Raw genomic sequence first — 20,258 nt, 5'->3', positions numbered from 1 at the left:
CCATGGACAGCAGCAACAATTGGCGCGAACGGCTTTACGTCATGATTTTCCAGAGCGACACCCCGGCCGGGCGTCGCTTCGACGGCATTCTGCTGTTGATCATCCTCGCCAGTCTGGTGATCGTGATGCTCGACAGTATCGACAGCATTCACCGTAATTACGCCGATGTTCTGGCCTATATCGAGTGGGGCTTCACGGCGATTTTCCTCGGCGAGTACATCCTGCGTCTGTACTGCTCGCCCAAGCCGCTGCGCTATGCCTTCAGCTTTTACGGCCTGGTGGATCTGCTGGCGATCGTGCCGGGCATCCTCGCGCTGTATTACAGCGATGCGCAGTATCTGCTGATCATCCGCATCATTCGGATGCTGCGGATTTTCCGCGTGCTCAAGCTCAGCCCGTATCTCAAGCAAGCCAACTATCTGATGTCGGCGCTGCGCGGCAGCAAGCAGAAAATCGTCGTGTTTCTGGTCAGCGTGTGCACGCTGGTGACAGTGTTCGGCACGCTGATGTACGTGATCGAAGGCCCGGAACATGGCTTCACCAGCATTCCCAAAGGCATCTATTGGGCGATCGTGACCTTGACCACTGTGGGCTTCGGCGACATCGTGCCGAAGACGCCGCTGGGCCAGGTGATTTCCTCGCTGGTGATGATCACCGGTTACTCGATCATCGCCGTGCCCACAGGGATTTTCACCGCTGAGCTGGCCAACGCCATGCGCGGCGAACAGCTGCAACATGACTGCCCGGGCTGCCAGAAAAAGAGCCATGAACAGAGCGCAGCGTTCTGTTCGCGCTGCGGCAGTCAGCTGTTCAAGAAAGTGGAATAAGCACAGAGCTTTTTAATCTTTAAGCGACTATGCGAGGCCCGCTATAGTCGCTGGCAAATGGCCTCACTTTTTACACAACACCCCCACAGAACAAGGAATGCGCAGTGAAAAAACTCTTTGGCGCCTCACTTCTCGCCGCCGGTCTGGCCTTGGCCAACATCGCCCAGGCAGCACCGACGCTGCTTAACGTTTCCTACGACGTGATGCGCGATTTCTACAAGGACTACAACACTGCGTTCCAGAAGCACTGGCAAGCCGAGCACAACGAAAACATCACCGTGCAGATGTCCTTCGGCGGCTCGAGCAAGCAGGCGCGTTCGGTGATCGACGGCCTGCCGGCTGACGTCATCACCATGAACATGGCCACCGACATCAATGCCCTCGCCGACAACGGCAAACTGGTCCCGGACAACTGGGTCACGCGCCTGCCGAACAACAGCGCACCGTTCACCTCGGCGACGGTATTCATCGTTCGCAAGGGCAACCCGAAAGCTTTGAAAGACTGGCCTGACCTGCTCAAGGATGGCGTTCAGGTGATCGTGCCCAACCCGAAAACTTCGGGTAATGGCCGCTACACCTACCTGTCAGCCTGGGGCTATGTGCTGAAAAACGGTGGCGACGAGAACAAGGCCAAGGACTTCGTCGGCAAGCTGTTCAAGCAGGCGCCGGTGCTCGACACCGGTGGCCGCGCCGCCACCACCACGTTCATGACCAACCAGATCGGCGACGTACTGGTGACCTTCGAAAACGAAGCGGAAATGATCGCCCGCGAGTTCGGTCGCGATCAGTTCGAAGTCATCTACCCGACCGTCTCAGCGGAAGCCGAGCCACCGGTTTCGGTGGTCGACAAAGTGGTCGACAAGAAAGGCTCGCGCGCTGCGGCTGATGAGTATCTGAAGTACCTGTGGTCGCCGGAAGGTCAGGAAATTGCGGCGGCCAACTACCTGCGCCCGCGTGACCCGGCGGTGCTGGCGAAGTACACCGACCGTTTCCCGAAAGTCGACTTCCTTTCGGTGGAGAAGACCTTTGGTGACTGGCGCACGGTGCAGAAAACCCACTTCAATGATGGTGGCGTGTTTGATCAGATTTATAGCGGGCAGTAAGGCTTGATCTGAAAAAATCAAAAGGCGACCCACCGGGTCGCCTTTTTGTTGCGCGGCAATACCGCTCATTACACTGCGTAATAACAGTTATCATCCGAAAACGTCTTCTGCCAGTCCACGTTGTCCATTAGCCTCAGCCCTTTCCTGTGCCCGACCCGAGATCCCCTATGACCACCACTCCTCACGCAATGACCCGAGGCATGGTCCTGCTGTTCGCGTTCTGCTGCGGCGCCATCGTTGCCAACATCTACTACGCACAGCCGATCATCGGCCTGATCGCGCCGGACATCGGCCTCTCCGACACCATGGCCAGTTTCATCGTCTCGCTGACGCAGATCGGTTACGCGTTGGGCCTGTTCTTTCTGGTGCCGCTGGGGGATCTGCTGGAGAACCGTCGGCTGATGATCATCACTACGCTGGTGGCGATCGCCAGTCTGCTTGGCGCCGCGTTCACTGAACAGCCGAACGTATTTCTGCTGATCTCGCTGCTGGTCGGCTTCAGCTCGGTGTCGGTGCAGATCCTGATTCCGCTGGCCGCGCATCTGGCGCCGGAAGAGTCCCGTGGCCGCGTGGTGGGCGGGATCATGGGCGGTTTGCTGCTGGGTATTCTGTTGGCGCGACCGGTGTCGAGCGTGGTCGCCGATCACCTCGGCTGGCGCGCCATGTTCATGATCGCCGCAGCATTGATGGCGGCTATCAGCGTGGTGCTGGCGCTGACCGTGCCCAAGCGCCAGCCGGATCACAGCGCTACTTATGGCCAGTTGATCGGTTCGCTATGGACACTGCTGCGCCAGCAACCGGTGCTGCGTCAGCGGGCGTTTTACCAGGGCTGCATGTTTGCCACGTTCAGCCTGTTCTGGACCGCCGTGCCGCTGGAGCTGGCACGCAACCATGGCCTGTCGCAAAGCGAAATCGCGATCTTCGCCCTGGTCGGCGCCATCGGTGCCATCGCCGCGCCAATCAGCGGCCGCCTCGCTGATGCCGGTCACACACGCATCGCCTCGCTGCTGGCCATGCTCTTCGCCAGCCTGAGCTTCCTGCCCGCCTTCATTCACCCGGCCTACAGCGTCATCGGCCTGGCCGTGACCGGCGTGGTGCTGGACTTCTGCGTGCAGATGAACATGGTCCTCGGCCAACGCGCGGTGTACTCGCTGGACGCGAAAAGTCGTGGCCGTTTGAACGCGCTGTACATGACCAGCATCTTCATCGGCGGCGCGTTCGGCTCGTCGGTGGCCAGCGCGGTGTACGAGCACGGCGGCTGGTTGTGGATCGTCATTGTCGGCAGCGTCTTTCCGCTGTTGGCGTTGGTGCGGTTTCTGAGTGCATCGCAAAACGCTGCGCTGGCGCAGCGAAAAGTCGCGTCCTGACGCGATGTCATAGTGGGAGCGAGCCTGCTCGCGAAGGCGGTGTGTCAGCCATAGATCATTGCCTGACCTGACGCCTTCGCGAGCAGGCTCGCTCCCACAATTGCGCAGACCCTCAATACCGAACCAGTTTCTCCATCGCCGCATCCGCCAGAAACGAGGAGCGGCTTTTGACGTTATGCTCGCGTACATAGCGATCAATACGCTGAATGACATAGCCGGGCAGCGTAACGTTGACCTTTTCGGTCTTGCCCAGGTACGGCGAGATATCCAGCTCCAGCATGCCCCAGCCCATCTCGGCAAAATCCGGATGATTGCGATGCGCCGCTGCCGAGGTCGGCATCGGAATCGCCTGACCGGCCGCCGCGATCTCCTGCAGCATGAGGTGAGCCACTTCCACGGCCGCGTTGTAGGCCTCCTCAAAGCTGTCCCCGGCCGTGACTGCGCCGGGAATATCGGGGATCTGAATGCCGATGGCAGTGTTCTCGTCACCCCACTCGATGCAGATGGGATATTGCATTACGGATCTCCTTCATGACGGGTTGGCGGGCTGAATAACCCCGCGCGCCGCCGAATGCTTTTGACTGTCCCCAACGGTAAATCCTTTTTCGGATGCGGGACGGCAATCGTGTTCGGGTTGTAACGATGAGTGAAGATGTGATGACTGCCCGCAACCCGATCCAGCGTCCAGCCCGCCTCCTCCAGCTCCTTCATCAATAGCCTGCTCTGCACCAACCGCCTCCTTGGCCTGGCCCATTAAAAGTAACTCTAGAGTTATCTTTACTCAAGCACAGAATGGGATGGGGTGATGGTTGGTTGTTTTACAAAGTATTCCTGCAACAGTTTCGTTTATTGCGAATTTCGTTTGATTCGAATAACGTCCGCGGATCTTCCTCACAATGCTGGAACAGTCTTATGACCACCGCTACTCCATCTGCCATCAATCTGCCCGTCGAACGTGAGGTCAAAGCCGCGATTGAAGGCCAGCGCGCCCTGAGCGCCTTCCTCACAACCGCTTTTGAAACTCAGCGAATCCAGATTTTTGATGAACAGAACGAAGCCCACAGCGTCGAGCTGCCAACATCGGCGTTGCGCTTGCTGAGCGATATCCTCGCGGCGCTGGCGCAGGGCAACGCGGTGAAGGTGGTACCGATCCACGCGGAGCTGACCACGCAGGAAGCTGCCGATCTGCTCAACGTCTCACGTCCGCACATGATCAAACTGCTGGAGAGCGGTGAGATTTCCTACCACAAAACAGGCAAGCACCGACGTGTGCGTTTTGCTGATCTGATGGAATATAAAACCCGGCGAGACACCGCCAGCGAGCAGGCAATGATGCTTCTCGCGGAGCAGGCACAGGCGCTAAGGACAGGATACGAGTGAGGCATTCCTCTTTCACTGCTGTATACGATGCATGCGTTTTATATCCGGCCCCTCTAAGAGATTTCCTGATGTGGCTCGCGTTGTCAGGGCTGTATCGGGCTCGCTGGACTCAGGAAGTACACCACGAATGGAAGCGTAACTTATTGAAGAACAGGTCCGACCTGACCCTCGAACAACTCGATCGCACATCGCAATTGATGGACCTGGCCATTCCAGACGCGTGTATCGATGGCTATGAAGACTTGGTGTCAGGCCTGACACTGCCTGATGAGAACGATCGCCATGTTCTAGCGGCCGCAATCCGATGCGGTGCCGATGTAATAGTGACGTTCAACCTGAAAGATTTACCCACCCGTCACCTCGCGCCATACGGCATTGAAGCTCAGCACCCGGATGAGTTTGTGGAAAACCTTTTCCATCTTGATTCGGCTGCCGTCGTCGCTGCGGCTCAAAGCCAGCGACGGCAATTGAAAACGCCCAATGTGGAGGTGGACAAATATCTCGGCTTTCTCCAACGGCAAGGATTGGTCGAGTCGGTAAAGGCGTTAGGTCACTATCGTGCGATTCTCTGAGAATCAGACGCAAAAAAAACGGCGATCCCAGGATCGCCGTTTCTCTTACTGCCCGAATTTCTTGCCCAACCCCGGCGGGACGCCGTGGATGTTGGTGTCTTCCCACGGGCCGTTGGGGCTGACCGAGCGGCTCCAGCCGTTGTTCCAGCGGTAGTAGGTGCGCTGGCGGTAGAAGGTGTTGGTCTGGTCGTCGAGCACGTAGACGCCGAGCTTCTGGTCCCAGTGGCTGTTGCCGCCCGGTGGCGGGGCGAAGCTGGCCGAGGTGCGGGGCACGGGCTTGGCGGGTTTGGCCGGGATGCTCTTGCCGGGGCTCGGCGAGGTCGACGGGGTCGGGCTTGGCTGCGAGGGCGGGATTGGCGGCAGGCTGGTGGTCGGTTCCGGGCGTTGTACCGCACATGCACTCAAGCCCAGGGCCAGTGTGAGGACTGTGATGCGGGCGATGGTGTGCATGGCGGTGCTTTCCTGTTGGGTCCGGTTACTTGTCCGGGCTGTCGATAGTCAGTTTTTGTGGCGCGGTGGTGCTGCTGGCCACTGGGCCGCTGCGACCGATCCACTCACCGGCAGTCGGTTGACCGGCCCGTGAGATGCGCGCAACCAGTTGGACTTCAGGGAAGTTGGACAGTTTCAACTGCGGCATCATTGCGTCGGCATCGCCCAGTTCGACGGTCACCGGCAGGTCAGCCACGGTCAGACGTTTGGCCGCCAGCGGCGCCGGTGGGCCTGAAGTGGCGCGGGCGAAGATGAACACGCTGTCGCCCGGTTGCACCTTGCCTTTGAGTTCGCTGGCCAGATCAACGCTGACTGTCAGCAACGCAGCTTTCGGCGCCGGTGCCTGGGCAACCTTGCCGCCGCTGGCTTTCAGTCGTTCGGCGGCACGCTCGATGCCGCCTTGCAGCGCAGCGCGAGAGTTGTCATCCGGCGGCAGTTGCGCGAGCAGGCGATTCCAGTAGTCGATGGCCTCCTGATAACGCTCGCCTTCGAACGCGGCGATGCCGAGCAGGCCGAGGCTGGTAACTTCCTTCGGATCGGCCTTCAGCGCTTCGTCGGTCAATTTCTGAATCTGCTCCGACCACTTTTTACCGTCAGCAAAATACTGCGCCTGCGCCCACTGGCCGAGCAGTTCCGGCTGGCGACCGGCGAGGTTGGCGGCGCGTTCGAACATCTTCGCCGCGTCTGCCGGACGGTCCTGAGCCATGTAGGTACGGCCGAGAAAATACAGACCTTCAGCGGAATCCGGTTGTGCGGCGACCGCACGTTCCAGACGCTGGGTCATCTCTTCCATCGACTGCGGTGCCTGAGCGAATTCGCGGGTCAGTTCGACCTTGTCGGCGGCGCCGAAATGCAGGTACAGACCGAGACCCAGCACCGGTACCAACACGGCGGCCAGCAGCGGCAACGGCTTGCCCAGGCGGGAGACACGCGGTGCGGTGACGCCTTCGGTGTCAGCGAGCAATTCACGCGCGGCTTCTGCGCGGCCGCTGTCCAGTTGCGCGGCGTCGAGCACGCCTTCGGCCTGCTGCGCTTGCAGCTCGGCAACCCGTTCCTGGTACAGCGCGACGTTCAACGCGGTGCGATCTTCTTCCCGCTGAGCGCGGCGTTCGCGCAGTACCGGGATCAGCAGAAAACTCAGGGCGACCAGAAGCAACAGCCCTGCGGCGAGCCAGAAATCAATCATTCTTGGTTTTTATCCAACAGTTGGTCGAGGCGCTGACGTTCTTCGGCAGACAGCGATGACGGCGTTTCGGCACGTTGCCCGCGACGCCTGCGCACGATCAGCGCGATCACCACGAAACCACCGAGCAGCAATCCGGCCGGACCGAACCACAGCAGCGCGGTTTTGGCATTGAGCGCCGGTTTGTAGCGGACGAAATCACCGTAGCGATCGACCATGAAGTCGATGATCTGCTGATTGTCCTTGCCCTCGCCGAGCATGCGGAAAATCTCTTTGCGCAGGTCGGCGGCGATCGGCGCGTTGGAGTCGGCAATGTCCTGGTTCTGGCATTTGGGGCAGCGCAGTTCCTTGGTCAGTTCGCGGAAACGCTCGCGGTCGCCCTCTTTGGCAAATTCGTAGGTGTCGATGGCCGCATGGGCGACACCGGCCAGGCTCAAACCCAACACGACCGCAGCGAGAAAACGCTTCATGGCTTGGCCTCATCGACCAGCGCCTGATACTTGGCCGCGAGTTTTTCGCGCCAGACCTGCTCGTCGATCACCCCGACGAACTTGTCGCGGATGATGCCTTTGGCGTCGATGAAGAAGGTTTCCGGCGCGCCGTAGACACCGAGGTTGAGGCCCAGCGAACCCTCGTCGTCACGAATATCCAGCGCATATGGATTGTGGAATTCCGCCAGCCACTTCAAGGCATCAGCGTTGGTGTCCTTGTAGTTGATGCCGTAGATCACCACGCCGCGCTCGGCGAGTTTGTTCAGCACCGGGTGCTCGACGCGGCAGGAAATGCACCAGGTGCCCCAGACATTGACCAGCGCCGGTTTGCCGAGGATGTCGGCCTTGGTCAGCGTCTTGTCACCCTGCACACTCGGCAGGGAAAACTCCGGGAATGGCTTGTTGATCATCGCCGACGGCAGCTCCGCCGGATCCAGGTACAAGCCGCGATAGAGAAACACCGCCACCAGCAGAAAAATCGCCAACGGCAACAACATCAACCAACGCCTCATGCCGCCGCTCCCGTCATGCCCAGCGCTTCGCGCACTTTGCTTTTCACCTTGACCCGATAACGCCGATCCAGCGCCGCCAGCAAACCACCCAATCCGGTGAGCAAGCCGCCGAACCAGATCCAGCGCACAAACGGTTTGACGTGTACGCGCACGGCCCAGGCGCCATTATCCAGCGGCTCGCCGAGGGCGACGTAGAGATCGCGAGTGAAACCGGCATCGATGCCGGCTTCGGTCATCACCGAGTTCTGCACGGTGTACAGACGTTTTTCCGGGTGCAGCACGCTGATTTCCTCGCCGTCACGAATGACGCGGATGGTGCCTTTGTCGGAGGTAAAATTCGGCCCCTCGAAATGCTTGGCGCCCTCGAAGACGAATTGATAGCCGGCCAGATCCATCGACTCGCCCGGTGCCAGACGCAGGTCGCGTTCGGCACTGTTCTGACTCGACAACACCACGCCCAGCGCGCACACGGCGATGCCGAGGTGGGCGATCTGCATGCCCCAATAGCTGCGGGTCAGCGTCGGCAAACCTTTGATCAGGCCTTTGTGCCGAGTCTTGTCGAACAGATCGCGCACACCGGCAAGCAACACCCACGCCGCCAGCAGGAACGTCGCGATCACTGCCCAGTTGAAATCGCCATAAGCCACGCCGGCCACCACGGCCAATGCGACGCTGCCGAGCAGCACCGGAGTGAGCATGCTCGCCAGCCATTTCACTGGTGTGTCCTTCCAGCGCACGATCACGCCGATCGCCATGACCAGCATCAGCAACGCCATCAACGGAATGAACAACGCATTGAAGTATGGTGGGCCGACCGACAGCTTGGCGCCGCTGATGGCATCAAGAATCAGCGGATACAAAGTGCCAAGGAGGATCATCGATGCAGCGACAACCAACACCAGGTTGTTGCCCAGCAGCAAGGTTTCCCGTGACCACAGATTGAACCCGACCTGGCTTTTCACCACCGGTGCACGCAGCGCAAACAGCGTCAGCGAACCGCCCACCACGAACAGCAGGAAAATCAGGATGAACACGCCGCGCTCGGGATCCGAAGCGAAGGCATGCACCGAAGTCAGCACGCCCGAGCGGACGAGGAAGGTGCCGAGCAGGCTCAACGAAAAAGCGGCAATCGCCAGCAACACCGTCCAGCTCTTGAACACGCCGCGTTTCTCGGTGACCGCCAACGAGTGAATCAACGCGGTGCCGACCAGCCATGGCATGAACGAGGCATTTTCCACCGGGTCCCAGAACCACCAGCCGCCCCAGCCGAGTTCGTAATACGCCCACCACGAACCGAGGGTGATGCCGATCCCGAGGAAGGCCCAGGCGACGATGGTCCATGGCCGCGACCAGCGCGCCCATGCCGCATCGAGACGGCCGCCGAGCAGCGCGGCGATGGCAAATGCGAAGGCCACAGAGAAACCGACGTAACCCATGTACAGCATCGGCGGATGCACGATCAGGCCAATGTCCTGCAGCAACGGGTTGAGGTCGCGACCGTCCGCGGGAATCTGCGGCAGGATCCGCGAAAACGGGTTCGAGGTAAGAATCAGGAACAGCAGGAAACCGGTGCTGATCATGCCCATCACCGCCAGTACCCGGGCGAGCATGACTTGTGGCAACTGCCGGGAGAACACCGACACGGCGAAGGTCCAGCCGCCGAGGATCAACGCCCACAGCAGCAGCGAACCTTCGTGGGCGCCCCACACCGCGCTGAATTTGTAGTACCACGGCAGCGCGCTGTTGGAGTTCATCGCAACGTAGCCGACCGAGAAATCGTCGGTCATGAACGCGTAGGTCAGGCAGCCAAAGGCAAACAGCAGAAAGGCAAACTGGCCCCACGCCGCCGGTTGCGCCAGGCTCATCCACAAGCGGTCACCGCGCCACGCGCCGAGCATCGGCACCAGCGCTTGGACCAGCGCAAAACACAGGGCGAGGATCATCGCCAGATGGCCCAGCTCGGGAATAAACAGTGCAGCAGCCATCGATCAACCCTCCTTCACAGGCGTCGGTGCGGATTGACCGCTGTCCTTCAGCGCTTTGGTCACTTCCGGCGGCATGTACTTCTCGTCGTGCTTGGCCAGCACTTCATCGGCGACCACTACGCCATCAGCGTTGAGCTTACCGAGGGCAACGATGCCCTGCCCTTCGCGGAACAGATCCGGGAGGATGCCGCGATAGGCGATGGTCACGGATTTGTTGAAATCGGTGACGACGAATCTGACGTCCAGCGAATCCTTGGAGCGTTGCAGCGAACCGGCCTCGACCATGCCGCCGGCGCGGATGCGCGTGTCCTGCGGCGCTTCGCCGTTGGCGATCTGCGTCGGCGTGTAAAACAGATTGATGTTTTCCTGCAACGCGCTCAGGGCCAGGCCGACAGCAGCGCCCACTCCGGCCAGAATCGCCAGAATGATGATCAGACGTTTTTTGCGCAGCGCATTCACTTGCCGTTCTCCCGGCGCAGACGACGCGCCTCTTGTTGCAGATAACGCTTGCGCGCCGCAATCGGCGCCACCACGTTGAGGGCCAGCACCGCCAGACAGATGCCGTAGGCCGACCAGACATACAGGCCGTGATGGCCCATGGCGAGAAAATCGCCGAATGAAGCAAAACTCATCGCACCGCCTCCAGACTCTGCTGCACTTCGGCCTTCACCCAACTGGCGCGGGCCTCGCGCTTGAGCACTTCCAGCCGCATGCGCAGCAACAGCACGGCGCCGAAGAAGCAGTAGAAACCCAGCACTGTCAGCAGCAGCGGCAGCCACATTTCCGCGGGCATCGCCGGTTTTTCCGTGAGGGTGAACGTCGCGCCCTGGTGCAGGGTGTTCCACCACTCCACCGAGTATTTGATGATCGGAATGTTGATCACGCCAACGATCGCCAGCACCGCGCAGGCCTTGGCGGCGCTGTCGCGGTTGCTGATGGCGTTGCCCAGCGCGATCACGCCGAAATACAGAAACAGCAGAATCAGCATTGAGGTCAGGCGCGCATCCCACACCCACCACGAGCCCCAGGTCGGCTTGCCCCAGATGGCCCCGGTGACCAGCGCCACGGCGGTCATCCACGCACCGATCGGTGCGGCGCATTGCAGGGCAACGTCGGCCAGCTTCATTTTCCACACCAGCCCGACTACGCCGCACACCGCGAGCATTACGTAGATCGACTGGGCGAGCATCGCCGCTGGCACGTGGATATAGATGATGCGAAAGCTGTTGCCTTGCTGGTAATCCGGCGGCGCGAAGGCCAGGCCCCAGACCACGCCAACGCCGATCAGCAGCAACGCTGCAATGCTCAACCACGGCAGGAACTTGCCGCTGATGCCGTAGAACCACTTGGGCGAGCCGAGCTTGTGAAACCAGGTCCAGTTCATACTGTTTCCATCACGGTTGCCGCTCATCATCGCGAGCTGGCAGAGGGTCATGCCTTTCTTCTTGAAGAAGTGGTCAATTTTTGACCAGGCCTCATTATTATTCGCCGACGCTGATCTTCAGGCCAGCGGCTATTGCAAAGGGTGTCAGGGTGATCGCCAGCGCTGTGAGGCTGGCCATCCACAACAAGTATCCGGTCGCCGGCATGCCTTGCAACGCCGCTTGCAACGCGCCACTGCCAAGGATCAACACCGGGATGTACAACGGCAGAATCAGCAGCGCCAGCAACAGCCCGCCGCGCTTCAGGCCGACCGTCAGCGCAGCACCGACTGCACCGAGCAGGCTCAACACTGGCGTGCCCAACAGCAGCGACAACAGCAGCACCGGCAGGCACGCGGCCGGCAAACCGAGCATCAACGCCAGCACCGGCGACAGCAGCACCAGTGCCAGACCGGAGAACAGCCAGTGTGCCAGCACCTTGGCCAGGACCAGAAGCGGCAGCGGGTGCGACGAAAGGACCCACTGTTCCAGCGAGCCGTCTTCGAAGTCACTGCGAAACAATCCGTCCAGCGAAAGCAGGACCGACAACAACGCCGCCACCCAGACTAACCCCGGGGACAGGTTTTGCAAGACTTGAGTTTCCGGGCCGACGGCCAGCGGGAAAAGGGCAATGACGATGGCAAAGAAAATCAGCGGATTGGCCAGCTCCGCCGGGCGGCGGAACAGCAGGCGCGATTCGCGGGCAAGCAGCAGGCCGAAGACACTCATACCGCCCATTTCCCCAGATCGATGTCGCGATAACCGGCCGGCATTCGGCTCAGGGTGTGGTGGGTGGTCAGCACCACCAGACCGCCGCGTTCGCAGTGGCCGGCCAGATGCTCTTCCAACTGAGCGACACCCTGCTTGTCCAGCGCGGTGAACGGTTCGTCGAGAATCCACAACGGCGGGCTGTCCAGATACAACCGCGCCAGCGCCACGCGGCGCTGTTGGCCGGCGGAAAGACTGTGGCAGGGAACGTCTTCGAAACCGCGCAATCCTACCGCTGCCAGCGCCTGCCAGATCGCCTCGCGTTCGGCGGGATGATGCAGGGCGCAGAGCCAGGAAAGGTTTTCTTCGGGAGTGAGCAGGTCCTTGATCCCGGCGGCGTGGCCGATCCACAACAGGTTTCGCGCCAGTTCGCTGCGTTGCTCGGCCAGCGGCTGACCGTTGAGCAGCACCTGGCCGTCGGTGGGTTGCATCAAACCGGCGAGCAGACGTAAAAGACTGGTCTTGCCGCTGCCGTTGGGGCCGCTGATCTGCACCATGTCGCCACTGGCCAGGCGCAATTCGAGGTTTTCGAAAAGCAGCCTGAGATCGCGTTCACACGCCAGGGCAACGGTTTGCAGGACAGGACTGGTCAAGGGATCACGGGCCTTATACGGTTCAAGTCGGCTCTAGAGCGGCCGTTAAAGAGATGCAGCATAGATGCTTTGATCGCTCGATCTGGCGAGCTGGATCAAACAATTGCCAGGTTTTTTGAACGAAGCGCACGACGCGCGGCATTATACATGCCGTGCCTTACTCTCAAGAGCGCAATTTCCTCAGGTTGTGTCCGCGTATGACAGGCGAAATGAACATCCTCCCGCTGCCGCCCACCGTGCCGGCGAGCGCTCGCCCGCAGACGGGTGAACTGCTCAAGCTGCTGACACCGGTCGAAGGCTTGATCGGCGCGGGACAAAGCGCCAAGGCCGAGGTGTTGTCGCTCAAGCAGGCCGATCAGACCTTTGAATTGCTGCTCAAAGTGACCCTCGACAGCGGCCGTCAGACCACCGTGCAGGCCAGCAGCAACCTGCCGTTGCCACAGGGCACCAACCTGGCGATCACTCAGCCATCGGCCGGTAATCTGGCGATCACCGTACAGCAAGCGATCGCCAGCAGCGTCGCCACCCTCACCCGCATCGATACCGCGCAATTGCCCGCCGGCACCTTGCTGCAAGGCAAAGTCGTGACCTCGCAGGCCCTGCCGCAGACGCCGGGGCAAGCGGCGGTATTTCGCTCGATGGTCACCCTGCTCAACACCGCATTGAGCGGCAGCACTTTGACCGTCGACAGCCCGCAACCGCTGCGCATCGGCACCTTGTTGTCGGCGCAGGTGCAGGATGCGCAAACCCTCAAATTCGTGCCGCTGAGCAGCCGCCAGGAACAACTGGCGGTGAGTCAGCAATTGCTCGGTCAGCAAAGTCGTCAGGGCTCGCTCGATGGTCTGCTGAAGATGTTGCAGAACCTGCCGCCATCCAGCGATCAGACTTCGGCCGATCTGCGCACGGTGGTCGACAAGCTGCTTGCCAGCCTGCCGGACCTGCCGCAAATGAGCACCGCCAAAGGCGTGGCGCTGGCCTTGGCCAACAGCGGCGCGTTCCTCGAAGCGAAATTGCTCGGCGGACAAAACCCGACTCTCGCCCCGGACATGAAAGCCGACCTGCTAAAACTGATCGCGCAACTGACCCCGGGCCTGCCGAGCAACACCAATTTCAATGCGATCATCGCCGCCAATACCCTGGCCCAGGCACTGCCGAGTTTCGTCCGGAACGCCCTCGGCACCCTCGGCCAGGTCAGCGCCAAACCGGTGCCGAGCAGCTTCCCGTTGCCCGAACGACTGCTGGCGAAACTCGAAGGCGAAGGTGATCTCGAACAACTGCTGCGCCTCGCCGCCGCTGCGGTGTCGCGTCTGCAGAGCCATCAGCTGTCGAGCCTGGAACAGACCGGCGTCACCGACGATGGCCGCCTGCTCAGCACCTGGCAACTGGAAATCCCCATGCGCAATTTGCAAGACATCGTGCCGTTGCAGGTCAAATTCCAGCGTGAAGAAGCGCCGGAGCGCGAACCGCAGCCGCATGAACGCCGCGATGAGCGCGAAGCCAAACAGCAACTGTGGCGCGTCGATCTGGCCTTCGATTTGGAACCGCTCGGGCCAATGCAGATTCAGGCGCAATTGATCGCCGGCAGCCTGTCCAGTCAGCTGTGGGCCGAGCGGCCGTACACCGCCGACCTGATCGAGAACAACCTGTTCGCCCTGCGCCAGCGCTTGCTCGATTCCGGGCTCAACGTCGGCGACCTCGACTGCCACCACGGCACCCCGCCGCAAGGCAACCAAACCCGCCTCGAACACCGCTGGGTCGACGAAACCGCATGAACGATTCCACCGCCCCACGCCAGGCCATCGCCCTCAAATACGACGGCAACCACGCCCCGACCCTCACTGCCAAGGGCGACGAGGAACTGGCCGAAGAAATCCTGCGTATCGCCCGCGATTACGAAGTGCCGATCTACGAGAACGCAGAACTGGTGCGCCTGTTGGCGCGGATGGAACTGGGCGACAGCATTCCCGAAGAGCTCTATCGCACCATCGCCGAGATCATCGCGTTTGCCTGGAATCTGAAGGGCAAATTCCCCGAAGGACAAGACCCGAACGCGCCGATGGTCGAGAAGGACATCACCGCACGCGGGGATGACTACTGAGCCGCAGTCGCAGTCTATTCTGCGCCCTGCCATATACCGTTTGTCGCTACTGTCAGGTCTGACAGTAGCGCATGCCCGATCCCGCAGCGCTTGATTACGGACCAGACCTGACCAGGTTGACCGCAGGTCCACAATCTTGAGGGATTGATTCCATGCCAAACGAGAAAGATGAATTGCCCCTGAAGATAAACGCTGAAGGCGGACTGCTGGTCATGGGCGCACGCGGCAATCGGGGTGGTCTTGGCAACTTCTACACGCGCAGCTGGCGACTTGTAGCGCTGGACGCCTCAACGCTCAAACCGTTGAACGTCATGTGGCAGTATGTTGGAGACAAGCAGTCAGCCACTGGTAGCGAATTTTTCGATGTCCGGCCTTATGAGGAACTGATCGTCTGGTCGGGCAAGAAATGGATAACCCTGAACCCGTCAAACATTATCGGTACATCATTCGCCCTGTGCGCTGTTTTGGACAGCCGGGCAGTCCATGCATGGGGTCACGTCGATGGCGGCGGCACTTTGCCGGAACCGGTAAGAGAAGCGCACGACGTCGTAGAGTTGTCGGCGGGGATGAGAGCCTTTGCGATTCGGCGCGCGCAAGGCAATGTCCTCGCTTGGGGACTTCAGCCCAGCGGGACCGTCCCCGAAGATATCGCACAGCTGAATACGGTTGTCGCGGTGTCGGGAAGCACTTATGTTTTCGTAGCCCTTCTTGAATCGCGCAAGCTTGTCGCATGGGGCATGCCCGAGATGGGAGGCGCACTTCCGCCCGAAATCGCCGATTTGACCGATATCATGCAAGCGTCGGGTGGCCAGTATGGTTTCGCCGCGCTGCGCAGCACTGGCAACGTCGTCTGTTGGGGCTATCATGACCATTCAGCGCAGTTGCCGGACGATATCGCGTTGCTCACCGACATAACCAGACTGGCTTGCTCGACTCATGCTTTCGCAGTACTGAGCGGCAATGGCCAAGTGCGCGCATGGGGGCATGAATCGCTTGGAGGCCAAGTGCCGTCGGACATCGCAGCGCTTAGAGATATCGTCGACCTGGCCAGTAACAGCTCAGCCTTTGCAGCACGCAGAAGCAATGGCGCACTGGTCGTATGGGGACATATGCCGGCCATGCCAGAAGAGATTGCCAGTCGCAACGACATCGTCCACGTCATAGGCTCCGGATCCGGATTTGTCGTGCTGTGCGGGGATGGCTCAGTGCACGCTTGGGCTACCCTCCCCAGCGATATCGTTAACATTCCGCCAGACATTCGCCAGTTGAGAGACATTGTCGCCATTAATGCCAACCAAGACGCGGTCGTAGCATTGCGCAGCAACGGCGTGGCAGTTGCGTGGGGAAGAGAGAACGGCGGCGGCGATACCAGCGCAGTTGCCCATTTGCTCACTGACGTTCGTGCTGTGTACGGAGGAGGCGATACCTTCGTGGCACTCAGGGCAGATCGTCGGGTAGTGGCTTGGGGCAACGCCGACTTCGGCGGTAACGGTGAGCAGAAAGCCCTGTATCAACTGATCAGTTACACAAAAACTCCGGCGAGCTGATCCGGACAACTGCGGATCGCTATGCCTGCGATGCAATCGAGAAAAAAGATCGCAGCCTTCGACACCGCTTACACGAGATTTATGCAGGCGCTGCCTCCGATGCGATCTTTTGATCTTGCTTGCCGCTTGAAGCTTGAAGCCCCTAGCTGCCCTTGTGCAACTTGCGCATCAACTCCGCCTCAGCCTGGGTCAAGCCGCACGACTGAGTCAGTTCATCGACGCTGGCGCCCATGCCCACCAGTTTCGCCGCTTGGGCGAATGACAGGCTCGACGGGTCGCGTTGTTCCAGTGCAACGATCTTGTCCGGCAACGGGCTTACCACCGCGCGCAACTCGTGCAGGGCCTCGCCCATGCGCACGTTGCCGTTCTGGTAATCGTCGACGCGTTTGGCCAGTTCCTTGATGCGCTGATCACGCAGCGCATCACCCTGGGCCTGCTGTGCAGCGATCACTCGCTGCGCCTTGATGTACGAGACGAACATCGCCAGCGTGCCGGCCCAGAACAGGAACAGAACAATTACCGCAACCTCGAGAATCAAATCAGATGCTCTCCAGTTCCGACCATTCTTCTTCGCTCATCATCTTGTCCAGCTCGACCAGAATCAGCAGCTCATTGTTCTTGTTGCACACGCCCTGAATGAACTTGGCCGATTCTTCGTTACCGACGTTCGGCGCAGTTTCGATTTCCGACTGACGCAGGTAAACCACTTCGGCCACGCTGTCGACCATGATGCCAACGACTTGCTTGTCGGCTTCGATGATGACGATACGGGTGTTGTCGCTGATCTCGCCGCTGTGCAGGCCGAAGCGCTGACGGGTGTCGATCACGGTGACCACGTTACCGCGCAGGTTGATGATGCCCAGCACGTAGCTCGGTGCACCCGGCACCGGCGCGATCTCGGTGTAGCGCAGCACTTCCTGCACGCGCATCACGTTGATGCCGTAGGTTTCGTTATCCAGTTTGAAGGTCACCCATTGCAGGATCGGATCTTCAGAACCTTTTGCATTCGACGCCTGACTACTCATACCCTGACCCCTCGAAAAAACCGCCCCGGGCGGTGTGTGTTCTGTGTGGTGGCATTGGAAAATGCCATCGCCTGATTGTTATGTCGGCTGCTATGTCGGTTTATGTAGCGGCTTGTTGCCACTCAAGTGCTTTGCCCCGCCGCTGGCGATCAACTCGGCCAGCGCGGATACGTCAAGCAATGCACACATGTGCTCGATCACGGTGCCGGCGAGCCATGGCCGCTGACCCCGGTGACTTCTCCATTTGATTTCATTCGGGTCCAGGCGCAACGAGCGGCTGACCTGATGCACTGCCAGCCCCCACTCGTAACCTTGTACCGAAATCACGTATTGCAGGCCCTGCCGGAAGTCATCGCGGTAACGATCCGGCATGACCCAGCGCGCGGTGTCCAGAACTTTCAGGTTGCCAGCCTGGCTCGGCAGAATGCCGAGGAACCACTCCGGCTGACCAAACAGCGGCGTCAGCTCGTGGCCGGCCAGCGAATAGATCGAGCCGAGGCACACCAGCGGCACCGCCAGGGTCAGCCCGGCAACGTCGAACAGCAAGCATTCGAATGCATCGGCAGCCCAGGCCGGACGGCCATCGGGTTCGACCGGTGGCGGCGGGTTGTTCGGTGGCAGGTGCACTTCGACCAGCGGCGGGACCAGCACCTTCGGCTCCGCAATCTGCGGCGCGGGTTCTGGCTCCGGCTCGGGTTCCGGCACGGTCAATAATTGCGTTTGCAGCAGCGGCGCCAAGGTCGACAGCGGCGCGCGCGGTTCGTCGATCAGCGCGACTGGCGCTTTGGCCACGGGGGCAGCAGCGGGCGCGGCAATTGGAGCGACGGATTTCTGCGCGTCGCGGGCCTGTTCTTCCAGCACCGCGGCCTGGAACTCGTCCATGGCCTCGGTGCTTTCCACCACTTCAGGCTGCGCCTGTTCGACGACTGGCGGCGGCGCTTCGACCGGCGCAGGCAAGTCCTCGGGCAGGTCGAGCAACAGGTCTTCCAGATAGGACTGCAAGGCCTGTTGCGGACGAGAAGTCAGCTTCACCGGCCGGTTCATGCGCGACTCCCGGTAGGAGCTGCCGAAGGCTGCGATCTTTTGATCTTTTCAGGAACACTCACAGGCAAGATCAAAAGATCGCAGCCTGCGGCAGCTCCTAGACGAATAAAGATCATGCTCAGGCCACCTGCGGAACAAGTTGCTGCGCGAGCAGGTGCTTGAGCAGCGCGCGGTAGGCCAGCACGCCACGGCTCTTGCCGTCGAATTGCGAAGGCGTGACGCCGGCGCGGCTGGCGTCGCGCAGACGGGTATCGACCGGGATGTAGCCGTGCCAGATGTCTTCGGGGAATTTGTCACGCAGCACGCGCAAGGTGCCCATCGACGCCTGCGTGCGGCGGTCGAACAGGGTCGGCACGATGCTGAACGGCAGCGGTTGTTTGCGCGAGCGATTGATCATCGCCAGGGTGTTGACCATGCGCTCCAGACCTTTCACGGCCAAGTGCTCGGTCTGCACCGGGATCACCAGTTGCTGGCTCGCCGCGAGGGCGTTGACCATCAGCACACCGAGCAACGGCGGGCTGTCGATGATCGCGTAATCGAAGTCCTGCCACAATTGCGCCAGACTCTTGGCGATCACCAGGCCCAAGCCACTCTGCCCCGGCGACTGCCGCTCAAGGGTGGCCAGTGCGGTGCTCGATGGCAGCAGGGAAATGCGTTCGTCGCTGGTCGACAACAGCAACTGCCCCGGCAGGCCTTGCGGCACGCTGCCCTTGTGCAGAAACAGGTCGTAGTTGCTGTGTTCCAGGCTGTCGGGGTCGTAGCCGAAATAGCTGGTCATCGAGCCGTGCGGGTCGAGATCGACCACAACCACGCGCTTGCCCGCCTCGGCCAGCAATCCGGCTAAAGCGATGGAGGATGTGGTTTTACCGACACCACCCTTTTGATTGGCGACTGCCCAGACTCTCATTCAGTTCGTTCCTCCCGGCCAGGTTGATTGGCCGAGACATGCTTCAGCGTGTTAATGCGGGCGACGGAGAATTGACGGCACTCTCGCGTCCCGGCGTCTTGACCGGGGTCGGTGCAGTTTGTGTGCCAGCGCGCTTCAACGCCGCGTCCGGTTGCGCATTGGCGGTTCCGGTGCCCGTCAGGCTGCGGCGCACATCAAGATTGCGCGACACCACCAGCACCACGCGACGGTTCTTCGCCCGGCCTTCGACCGTGGCGTTGTTGGCCACCGGCTGGAATTCGCCGTAGCCCACCGACGCCAGTCGCCCAGGGTTTACGCCCTGCATGGCGAGCATCCGCACGATGCTCGCCGAGCGCGCCGAGGACAGTTCCCAGTTGGTCGGGTACTGCGCGGTGCGGATCGGTTGATCGTCGGTGAAGCCTTCGACGTGGATCGGGTTATCGAACGGTTTGAGGATCGCCGCGACCTTGTCGATGATGTTGAACGCGATGTCGCTCGGCATGGCATCGCCGCTGCCGAACAACAGGCTGGAATTGAGCTCGATCTCGACCCACAACTCGTTGCCGCGCACGGTCATCTGGTTGGAGCTGATCAAGTCACCGAAGGCGGCGCTGATGTCATCGGCGATGCTTTTCAGCGGATCGCTGGCCCCGGAAATACCGGCGTCGACCTGTTCGGCATCCTTGACCAGCGGCTTGGCCGGGGTCACGGTTTTCGGTCGTTCGTCGCCGATCGGAATCGGTTTGAGCGAGCGGTCGGAGTCGGTAAACACGCCGATCAGCGCTTCGGAAATGACTTTGTATTTGCCTTCGTTGATCGACGAGATCGAGTACATCACCACGAAAAACGCGAACAGCAAAGTGATGAAATCCGCGTAGGACACGAGCCAGCGCTCGTGATTGACGTGTTCTTCCTGGTGGCGACGACGAGCCATGAGGTTATTCCC

25 protein-coding genes are annotated in these 20,258 nt (G+C 60.7%); 8 read left to right on the top strand and 17 right to left on the bottom strand.

Annotated elements, in window-relative coordinates:
* The first annotated feature begins 2 nt into the window (after nucleotides 1-2).
* The 3 genes from AB4N41_RS16565 to AB4N41_RS16555 all read left to right on the top strand — a co-directional run bounded on the left by AB4N41_RS16565 (nucleotide 3) and on the right by AB4N41_RS16555 (nucleotide 3,297).
* Complete coding sequence (locus tag AB4N41_RS16565; protein WP_041479613.1) at nucleotides 3-827, top strand: ion transporter; 825 nt, start codon at nucleotides 3-5, stop codon at nucleotides 825-827.
* Nucleotides 828-931: 104 nt separating this feature from the next.
* Nucleotides 932-1,930: a sulfate ABC transporter substrate-binding protein gene (locus AB4N41_RS16560; RefSeq protein WP_056783861.1), complete on the top strand. Its 999-nt coding sequence runs from the start codon at nucleotides 932-934 to the stop codon at nucleotides 1,928-1,930.
* Nucleotides 1,931-2,097: 167 nt separating this feature from the next.
* Entirely contained in the window at nucleotides 2,098-3,297 is a 1,200-nt protein-coding gene (locus AB4N41_RS16555) for an MFS transporter (protein WP_236169678.1), read from the top strand.
* Between the two features lie 112 nt (nucleotides 3,298-3,409).
* On the opposite strand, the gene AB4N41_RS16550 is transcribed toward AB4N41_RS16555, so the two are convergent.
* Both AB4N41_RS16550 and AB4N41_RS16545 read right to left on the bottom strand, forming a co-directional pair.
* Nucleotides 3,410-3,814: a type II toxin-antitoxin system HicB family antitoxin gene (locus tag AB4N41_RS16550; RefSeq protein WP_016771035.1), complete on the bottom strand. Its 405-nt coding sequence runs from the start codon at nucleotides 3,812-3,814 to the stop codon at nucleotides 3,410-3,412.
* Nucleotides 3,814-4,026 (bottom strand): type II toxin-antitoxin system HicA family toxin, encoded by a 213-nt coding sequence (locus AB4N41_RS16545; protein ID WP_076566640.1) that lies wholly within the window; start codon nucleotides 4,024-4,026, stop codon nucleotides 3,814-3,816. The genes AB4N41_RS16550 and AB4N41_RS16545 overlap by 1 nt, the downstream gene beginning before the upstream one ends.
* Before the next feature lie 183 nt (nucleotides 4,027-4,209).
* Between AB4N41_RS16545 and AB4N41_RS16540 the strand changes: the two genes are divergently transcribed.
* Together AB4N41_RS16540 and AB4N41_RS16535 are read left to right on the top strand one after the other, a co-directional pair.
* Complete coding sequence (locus AB4N41_RS16540) at nucleotides 4,210-4,677, top strand: helix-turn-helix domain-containing protein (protein ID WP_129999052.1); 468 nt, start codon at nucleotides 4,210-4,212, stop codon at nucleotides 4,675-4,677.
* Nucleotides 4,674-5,249, top strand: coding sequence for a PIN domain-containing protein (locus AB4N41_RS16535; RefSeq protein ID WP_252877697.1), 576 nt, complete (start codon nucleotides 4,674-4,676; stop codon nucleotides 5,247-5,249). Before AB4N41_RS16540 ends, AB4N41_RS16535 begins: the two co-directional genes overlap by 4 nt.
* Nucleotides 5,250-5,294: 45 nt before the next feature.
* Here AB4N41_RS16535 and AB4N41_RS16530 read toward each other — a convergent pair whose 3' ends face one another.
* The 10 genes from AB4N41_RS16530 to ccmA all read right to left on the bottom strand — a co-directional run bounded on the left by AB4N41_RS16530 (nucleotide 5,295) and on the right by ccmA (nucleotide 12,691).
* Complete coding sequence (locus AB4N41_RS16530; protein WP_016771039.1) at nucleotides 5,295-5,699, bottom strand: hypothetical protein; 405 nt, start codon at nucleotides 5,697-5,699, stop codon at nucleotides 5,295-5,297.
* A 25-nt stretch (nucleotides 5,700-5,724) separates the two neighbouring features.
* Nucleotides 5,725-6,924 carry a c-type cytochrome biogenesis protein CcmI gene (ccmI, locus tag AB4N41_RS16525; RefSeq protein ID WP_252877696.1) on the bottom strand — a complete coding sequence of 400 codons (1,200 nt, stop codon included), beginning with the start codon at nucleotides 6,922-6,924 and terminating at the stop codon, nucleotides 5,725-5,727.
* The gene (locus AB4N41_RS16520) at nucleotides 6,921-7,391 is read right to left on the bottom strand and encodes a cytochrome c-type biogenesis protein (protein WP_016771041.1); all 471 of its coding nucleotides are present in this window, start codon (nucleotides 7,389-7,391) and stop codon (nucleotides 6,921-6,923) included. Before AB4N41_RS16520 ends, ccmI begins: the two co-directional genes overlap by 4 nt.
* Nucleotides 7,388-7,924, bottom strand: coding sequence for a DsbE family thiol:disulfide interchange protein (locus AB4N41_RS16515; protein ID WP_016771042.1), 537 nt, complete (start codon nucleotides 7,922-7,924; stop codon nucleotides 7,388-7,390). The genes AB4N41_RS16520 and AB4N41_RS16515 overlap by 4 nt, the downstream gene beginning before the upstream one ends.
* Nucleotides 7,921-9,909: a heme lyase CcmF/NrfE family subunit gene (locus AB4N41_RS16510; RefSeq protein ID WP_056783848.1), complete on the bottom strand. Its 1,989-nt coding sequence runs from the start codon at nucleotides 9,907-9,909 to the stop codon at nucleotides 7,921-7,923. Before AB4N41_RS16510 ends, AB4N41_RS16515 begins: the two co-directional genes overlap by 4 nt.
* Nucleotides 9,910-9,912: 3 nt before the next feature.
* The gene (gene ccmE, locus AB4N41_RS16505) at nucleotides 9,913-10,368 is read right to left on the bottom strand and encodes a cytochrome c maturation protein CcmE (RefSeq protein WP_252877695.1); all 456 of its coding nucleotides are present in this window, start codon (nucleotides 10,366-10,368) and stop codon (nucleotides 9,913-9,915) included.
* Nucleotides 10,365-10,541 (bottom strand): heme exporter protein CcmD, encoded by a 177-nt coding sequence (ccmD, locus tag AB4N41_RS16500; protein ID WP_016771045.1) that lies wholly within the window; start codon nucleotides 10,539-10,541, stop codon nucleotides 10,365-10,367. The genes ccmE and ccmD overlap by 4 nt, the downstream gene beginning before the upstream one ends.
* Nucleotides 10,538-11,293, bottom strand: a complete 756-nt coding sequence (locus AB4N41_RS16495) for a heme ABC transporter permease (RefSeq protein WP_056786756.1) — start codon at nucleotides 11,291-11,293, stop codon at nucleotides 10,538-10,540. Before AB4N41_RS16495 ends, ccmD begins: the two co-directional genes overlap by 4 nt.
* A gap of 97 nt (nucleotides 11,294-11,390) precedes the next feature.
* The gene (ccmB, locus tag AB4N41_RS16490; RefSeq protein ID WP_252869015.1) at nucleotides 11,391-12,059 is read right to left on the bottom strand and encodes a heme exporter protein CcmB; all 669 of its coding nucleotides are present in this window, start codon (nucleotides 12,057-12,059) and stop codon (nucleotides 11,391-11,393) included.
* Entirely contained in the window at nucleotides 12,056-12,691 is a 636-nt protein-coding gene (gene ccmA / locus AB4N41_RS16485; protein WP_041479623.1) for a cytochrome c biogenesis heme-transporting ATPase CcmA, read from the bottom strand. Before ccmA ends, ccmB begins: the two co-directional genes overlap by 4 nt.
* Nucleotides 12,692-12,888: 197 nt before the next feature.
* Between ccmA and fliK the strand changes: the two genes are divergently transcribed.
* The 3 genes from fliK to AB4N41_RS16470 all read left to right on the top strand — a co-directional run bounded on the left by fliK (nucleotide 12,889) and on the right by AB4N41_RS16470 (nucleotide 16,336).
* Nucleotides 12,889-14,463, top strand: coding sequence for a flagellar hook-length control protein FliK (gene fliK / locus AB4N41_RS16480; RefSeq protein WP_252869014.1), 1,575 nt, complete (start codon nucleotides 12,889-12,891; stop codon nucleotides 14,461-14,463).
* On the top strand, nucleotides 14,460-14,789 hold the full coding sequence (locus tag AB4N41_RS16475; RefSeq protein ID WP_041479625.1) for an EscU/YscU/HrcU family type III secretion system export apparatus switch protein: 330 nt from the start codon (nucleotides 14,460-14,462) through the stop codon (nucleotides 14,787-14,789). Before fliK ends, AB4N41_RS16475 begins: the two co-directional genes overlap by 4 nt.
* 152 nt (nucleotides 14,790-14,941) lie before the next feature.
* Nucleotides 14,942-16,336 carry an RCC1 domain-containing protein gene (locus AB4N41_RS16470; protein ID WP_252877694.1) on the top strand — a complete coding sequence of 465 codons (1,395 nt, stop codon included), beginning with the start codon at nucleotides 14,942-14,944 and terminating at the stop codon, nucleotides 16,334-16,336.
* A gap of 142 nt (nucleotides 16,337-16,478) precedes the next feature.
* On the opposite strand, the gene AB4N41_RS16465 is transcribed toward AB4N41_RS16470, so the two are convergent.
* The 5 genes from AB4N41_RS16465 to motD all read right to left on the bottom strand — a co-directional run bounded on the left by AB4N41_RS16465 (nucleotide 16,479) and on the right by motD (nucleotide 20,246).
* Nucleotides 16,479-16,874 carry a DUF2802 domain-containing protein gene (locus tag AB4N41_RS16465; RefSeq protein ID WP_016771049.1) on the bottom strand — a complete coding sequence of 132 codons (396 nt, stop codon included), beginning with the start codon at nucleotides 16,872-16,874 and terminating at the stop codon, nucleotides 16,479-16,481.
* A gap of 1 nt (nucleotide 16,875) precedes the next feature.
* The gene (locus AB4N41_RS16460; RefSeq protein WP_016771050.1) at nucleotides 16,876-17,361 is read right to left on the bottom strand and encodes a chemotaxis protein CheW; all 486 of its coding nucleotides are present in this window, start codon (nucleotides 17,359-17,361) and stop codon (nucleotides 16,876-16,878) included.
* Nucleotides 17,362-17,451: 90 nt separating this feature from the next.
* Nucleotides 17,452-18,405: a CheW domain-containing protein gene (locus tag AB4N41_RS16455; RefSeq protein WP_252877693.1), complete on the bottom strand. Its 954-nt coding sequence runs from the start codon at nucleotides 18,403-18,405 to the stop codon at nucleotides 17,452-17,454.
* Nucleotides 18,406-18,523: 118 nt separating this feature from the next.
* Nucleotides 18,524-19,312 carry a ParA family protein gene (locus tag AB4N41_RS16450; protein WP_039763606.1) on the bottom strand — a complete coding sequence of 263 codons (789 nt, stop codon included), beginning with the start codon at nucleotides 19,310-19,312 and terminating at the stop codon, nucleotides 18,524-18,526.
* 43 nt (nucleotides 19,313-19,355) lie between these two features.
* Nucleotides 19,356-20,246, bottom strand: coding sequence for a flagellar motor protein MotD (motD, locus tag AB4N41_RS16445; protein ID WP_016771054.1), 891 nt, complete (start codon nucleotides 20,244-20,246; stop codon nucleotides 19,356-19,358).
* Nucleotides 20,247-20,258: the final 12 nt, after the last annotated feature.

It is taken from the genome of Pseudomonas sp. S2_A10, from assembly GCF_054668465.1.
Note: the sequence above shows the minus strand (reverse complement) of the source record. Positions and strands in the feature narration are given on the sequence as shown.

What these genes read in the sequence shown, in the direction of transcription:
- AB4N41_RS16565 (WP_041479613.1), top strand. Translation starts at nt 3, where the DNA reads ATGGACAGCAGCAACAATTGGCGCGAACGGCTTTACGTCATGATTTTC.
- AB4N41_RS16555 (WP_236169678.1), top strand. Translation starts at nt 2,098, where the DNA reads ATGACCACCACTCCTCACGCAATGACCCGAGGCATGGTCCTGCTGTTC.
- AB4N41_RS16550 (WP_016771035.1), bottom strand. Translation starts at nt 3,814, where the DNA reads ATGCAATATCCCATCTGCATCGAGTGGGGTGACGAGAACACTGCCATC.
- AB4N41_RS16540 (WP_129999052.1), top strand. Translation starts at nt 4,210, where the DNA reads ATGACCACCGCTACTCCATCTGCCATCAATCTGCCCGTCGAACGTGAG.
- AB4N41_RS16530 (WP_016771039.1), bottom strand. Translation starts at nt 5,699, where the DNA reads ATGCACACCATCGCCCGCATCACAGTCCTCACACTGGCCCTGGGCTTG.
- ccmI (WP_252877696.1), bottom strand. Translation starts at nt 6,924, where the DNA reads ATGATTGATTTCTGGCTCGCCGCAGGGCTGTTGCTTCTGGTCGCCCTG.
- AB4N41_RS16520 (WP_016771041.1), bottom strand. Translation starts at nt 7,391, where the DNA reads ATGAAGCGTTTTCTCGCTGCGGTCGTGTTGGGTTTGAGCCTGGCCGGT.
- AB4N41_RS16515 (WP_016771042.1), bottom strand. Translation starts at nt 7,924, where the DNA reads ATGAGGCGTTGGTTGATGTTGTTGCCGTTGGCGATTTTTCTGCTGGTG.
- AB4N41_RS16510 (WP_056783848.1), bottom strand. Translation starts at nt 9,909, where the DNA reads ATGGCTGCTGCACTGTTTATTCCCGAGCTGGGCCATCTGGCGATGATC.
- ccmD (WP_016771045.1), bottom strand. Translation starts at nt 10,541, where the DNA reads ATGAGTTTTGCTTCATTCGGCGATTTTCTCGCCATGGGCCATCACGGC.
- AB4N41_RS16495 (WP_056786756.1), bottom strand. Translation starts at nt 11,293, where the DNA reads ATGAACTGGACCTGGTTTCACAAGCTCGGCTCGCCCAAGTGGTTCTAC.
- ccmB (WP_252869015.1), bottom strand. Translation starts at nt 12,059, where the DNA reads ATGAGTGTCTTCGGCCTGCTGCTTGCCCGCGAATCGCGCCTGCTGTTC.
- fliK (WP_252869014.1), top strand. Translation starts at nt 12,889, where the DNA reads ATGACAGGCGAAATGAACATCCTCCCGCTGCCGCCCACCGTGCCGGCG.
- AB4N41_RS16475 (WP_041479625.1), top strand. Translation starts at nt 14,460, where the DNA reads ATGAACGATTCCACCGCCCCACGCCAGGCCATCGCCCTCAAATACGAC.
- AB4N41_RS16470 (WP_252877694.1), top strand. Translation starts at nt 14,942, where the DNA reads ATGCCAAACGAGAAAGATGAATTGCCCCTGAAGATAAACGCTGAAGGC.
- AB4N41_RS16460 (WP_016771050.1), bottom strand. Translation starts at nt 17,361, where the DNA reads ATGAGTAGTCAGGCGTCGAATGCAAAAGGTTCTGAAGATCCGATCCTG.
- AB4N41_RS16455 (WP_252877693.1), bottom strand. Translation starts at nt 18,405, where the DNA reads ATGAACCGGCCGGTGAAGCTGACTTCTCGTCCGCAACAGGCCTTGCAG.
- AB4N41_RS16450 (WP_039763606.1), bottom strand. Translation starts at nt 19,312, where the DNA reads ATGAGAGTCTGGGCAGTCGCCAATCAAAAGGGTGGTGTCGGTAAAACC.
- motD (WP_016771054.1), bottom strand. Translation starts at nt 20,246, where the DNA reads ATGGCTCGTCGTCGCCACCAGGAAGAACACGTCAATCACGAGCGCTGG.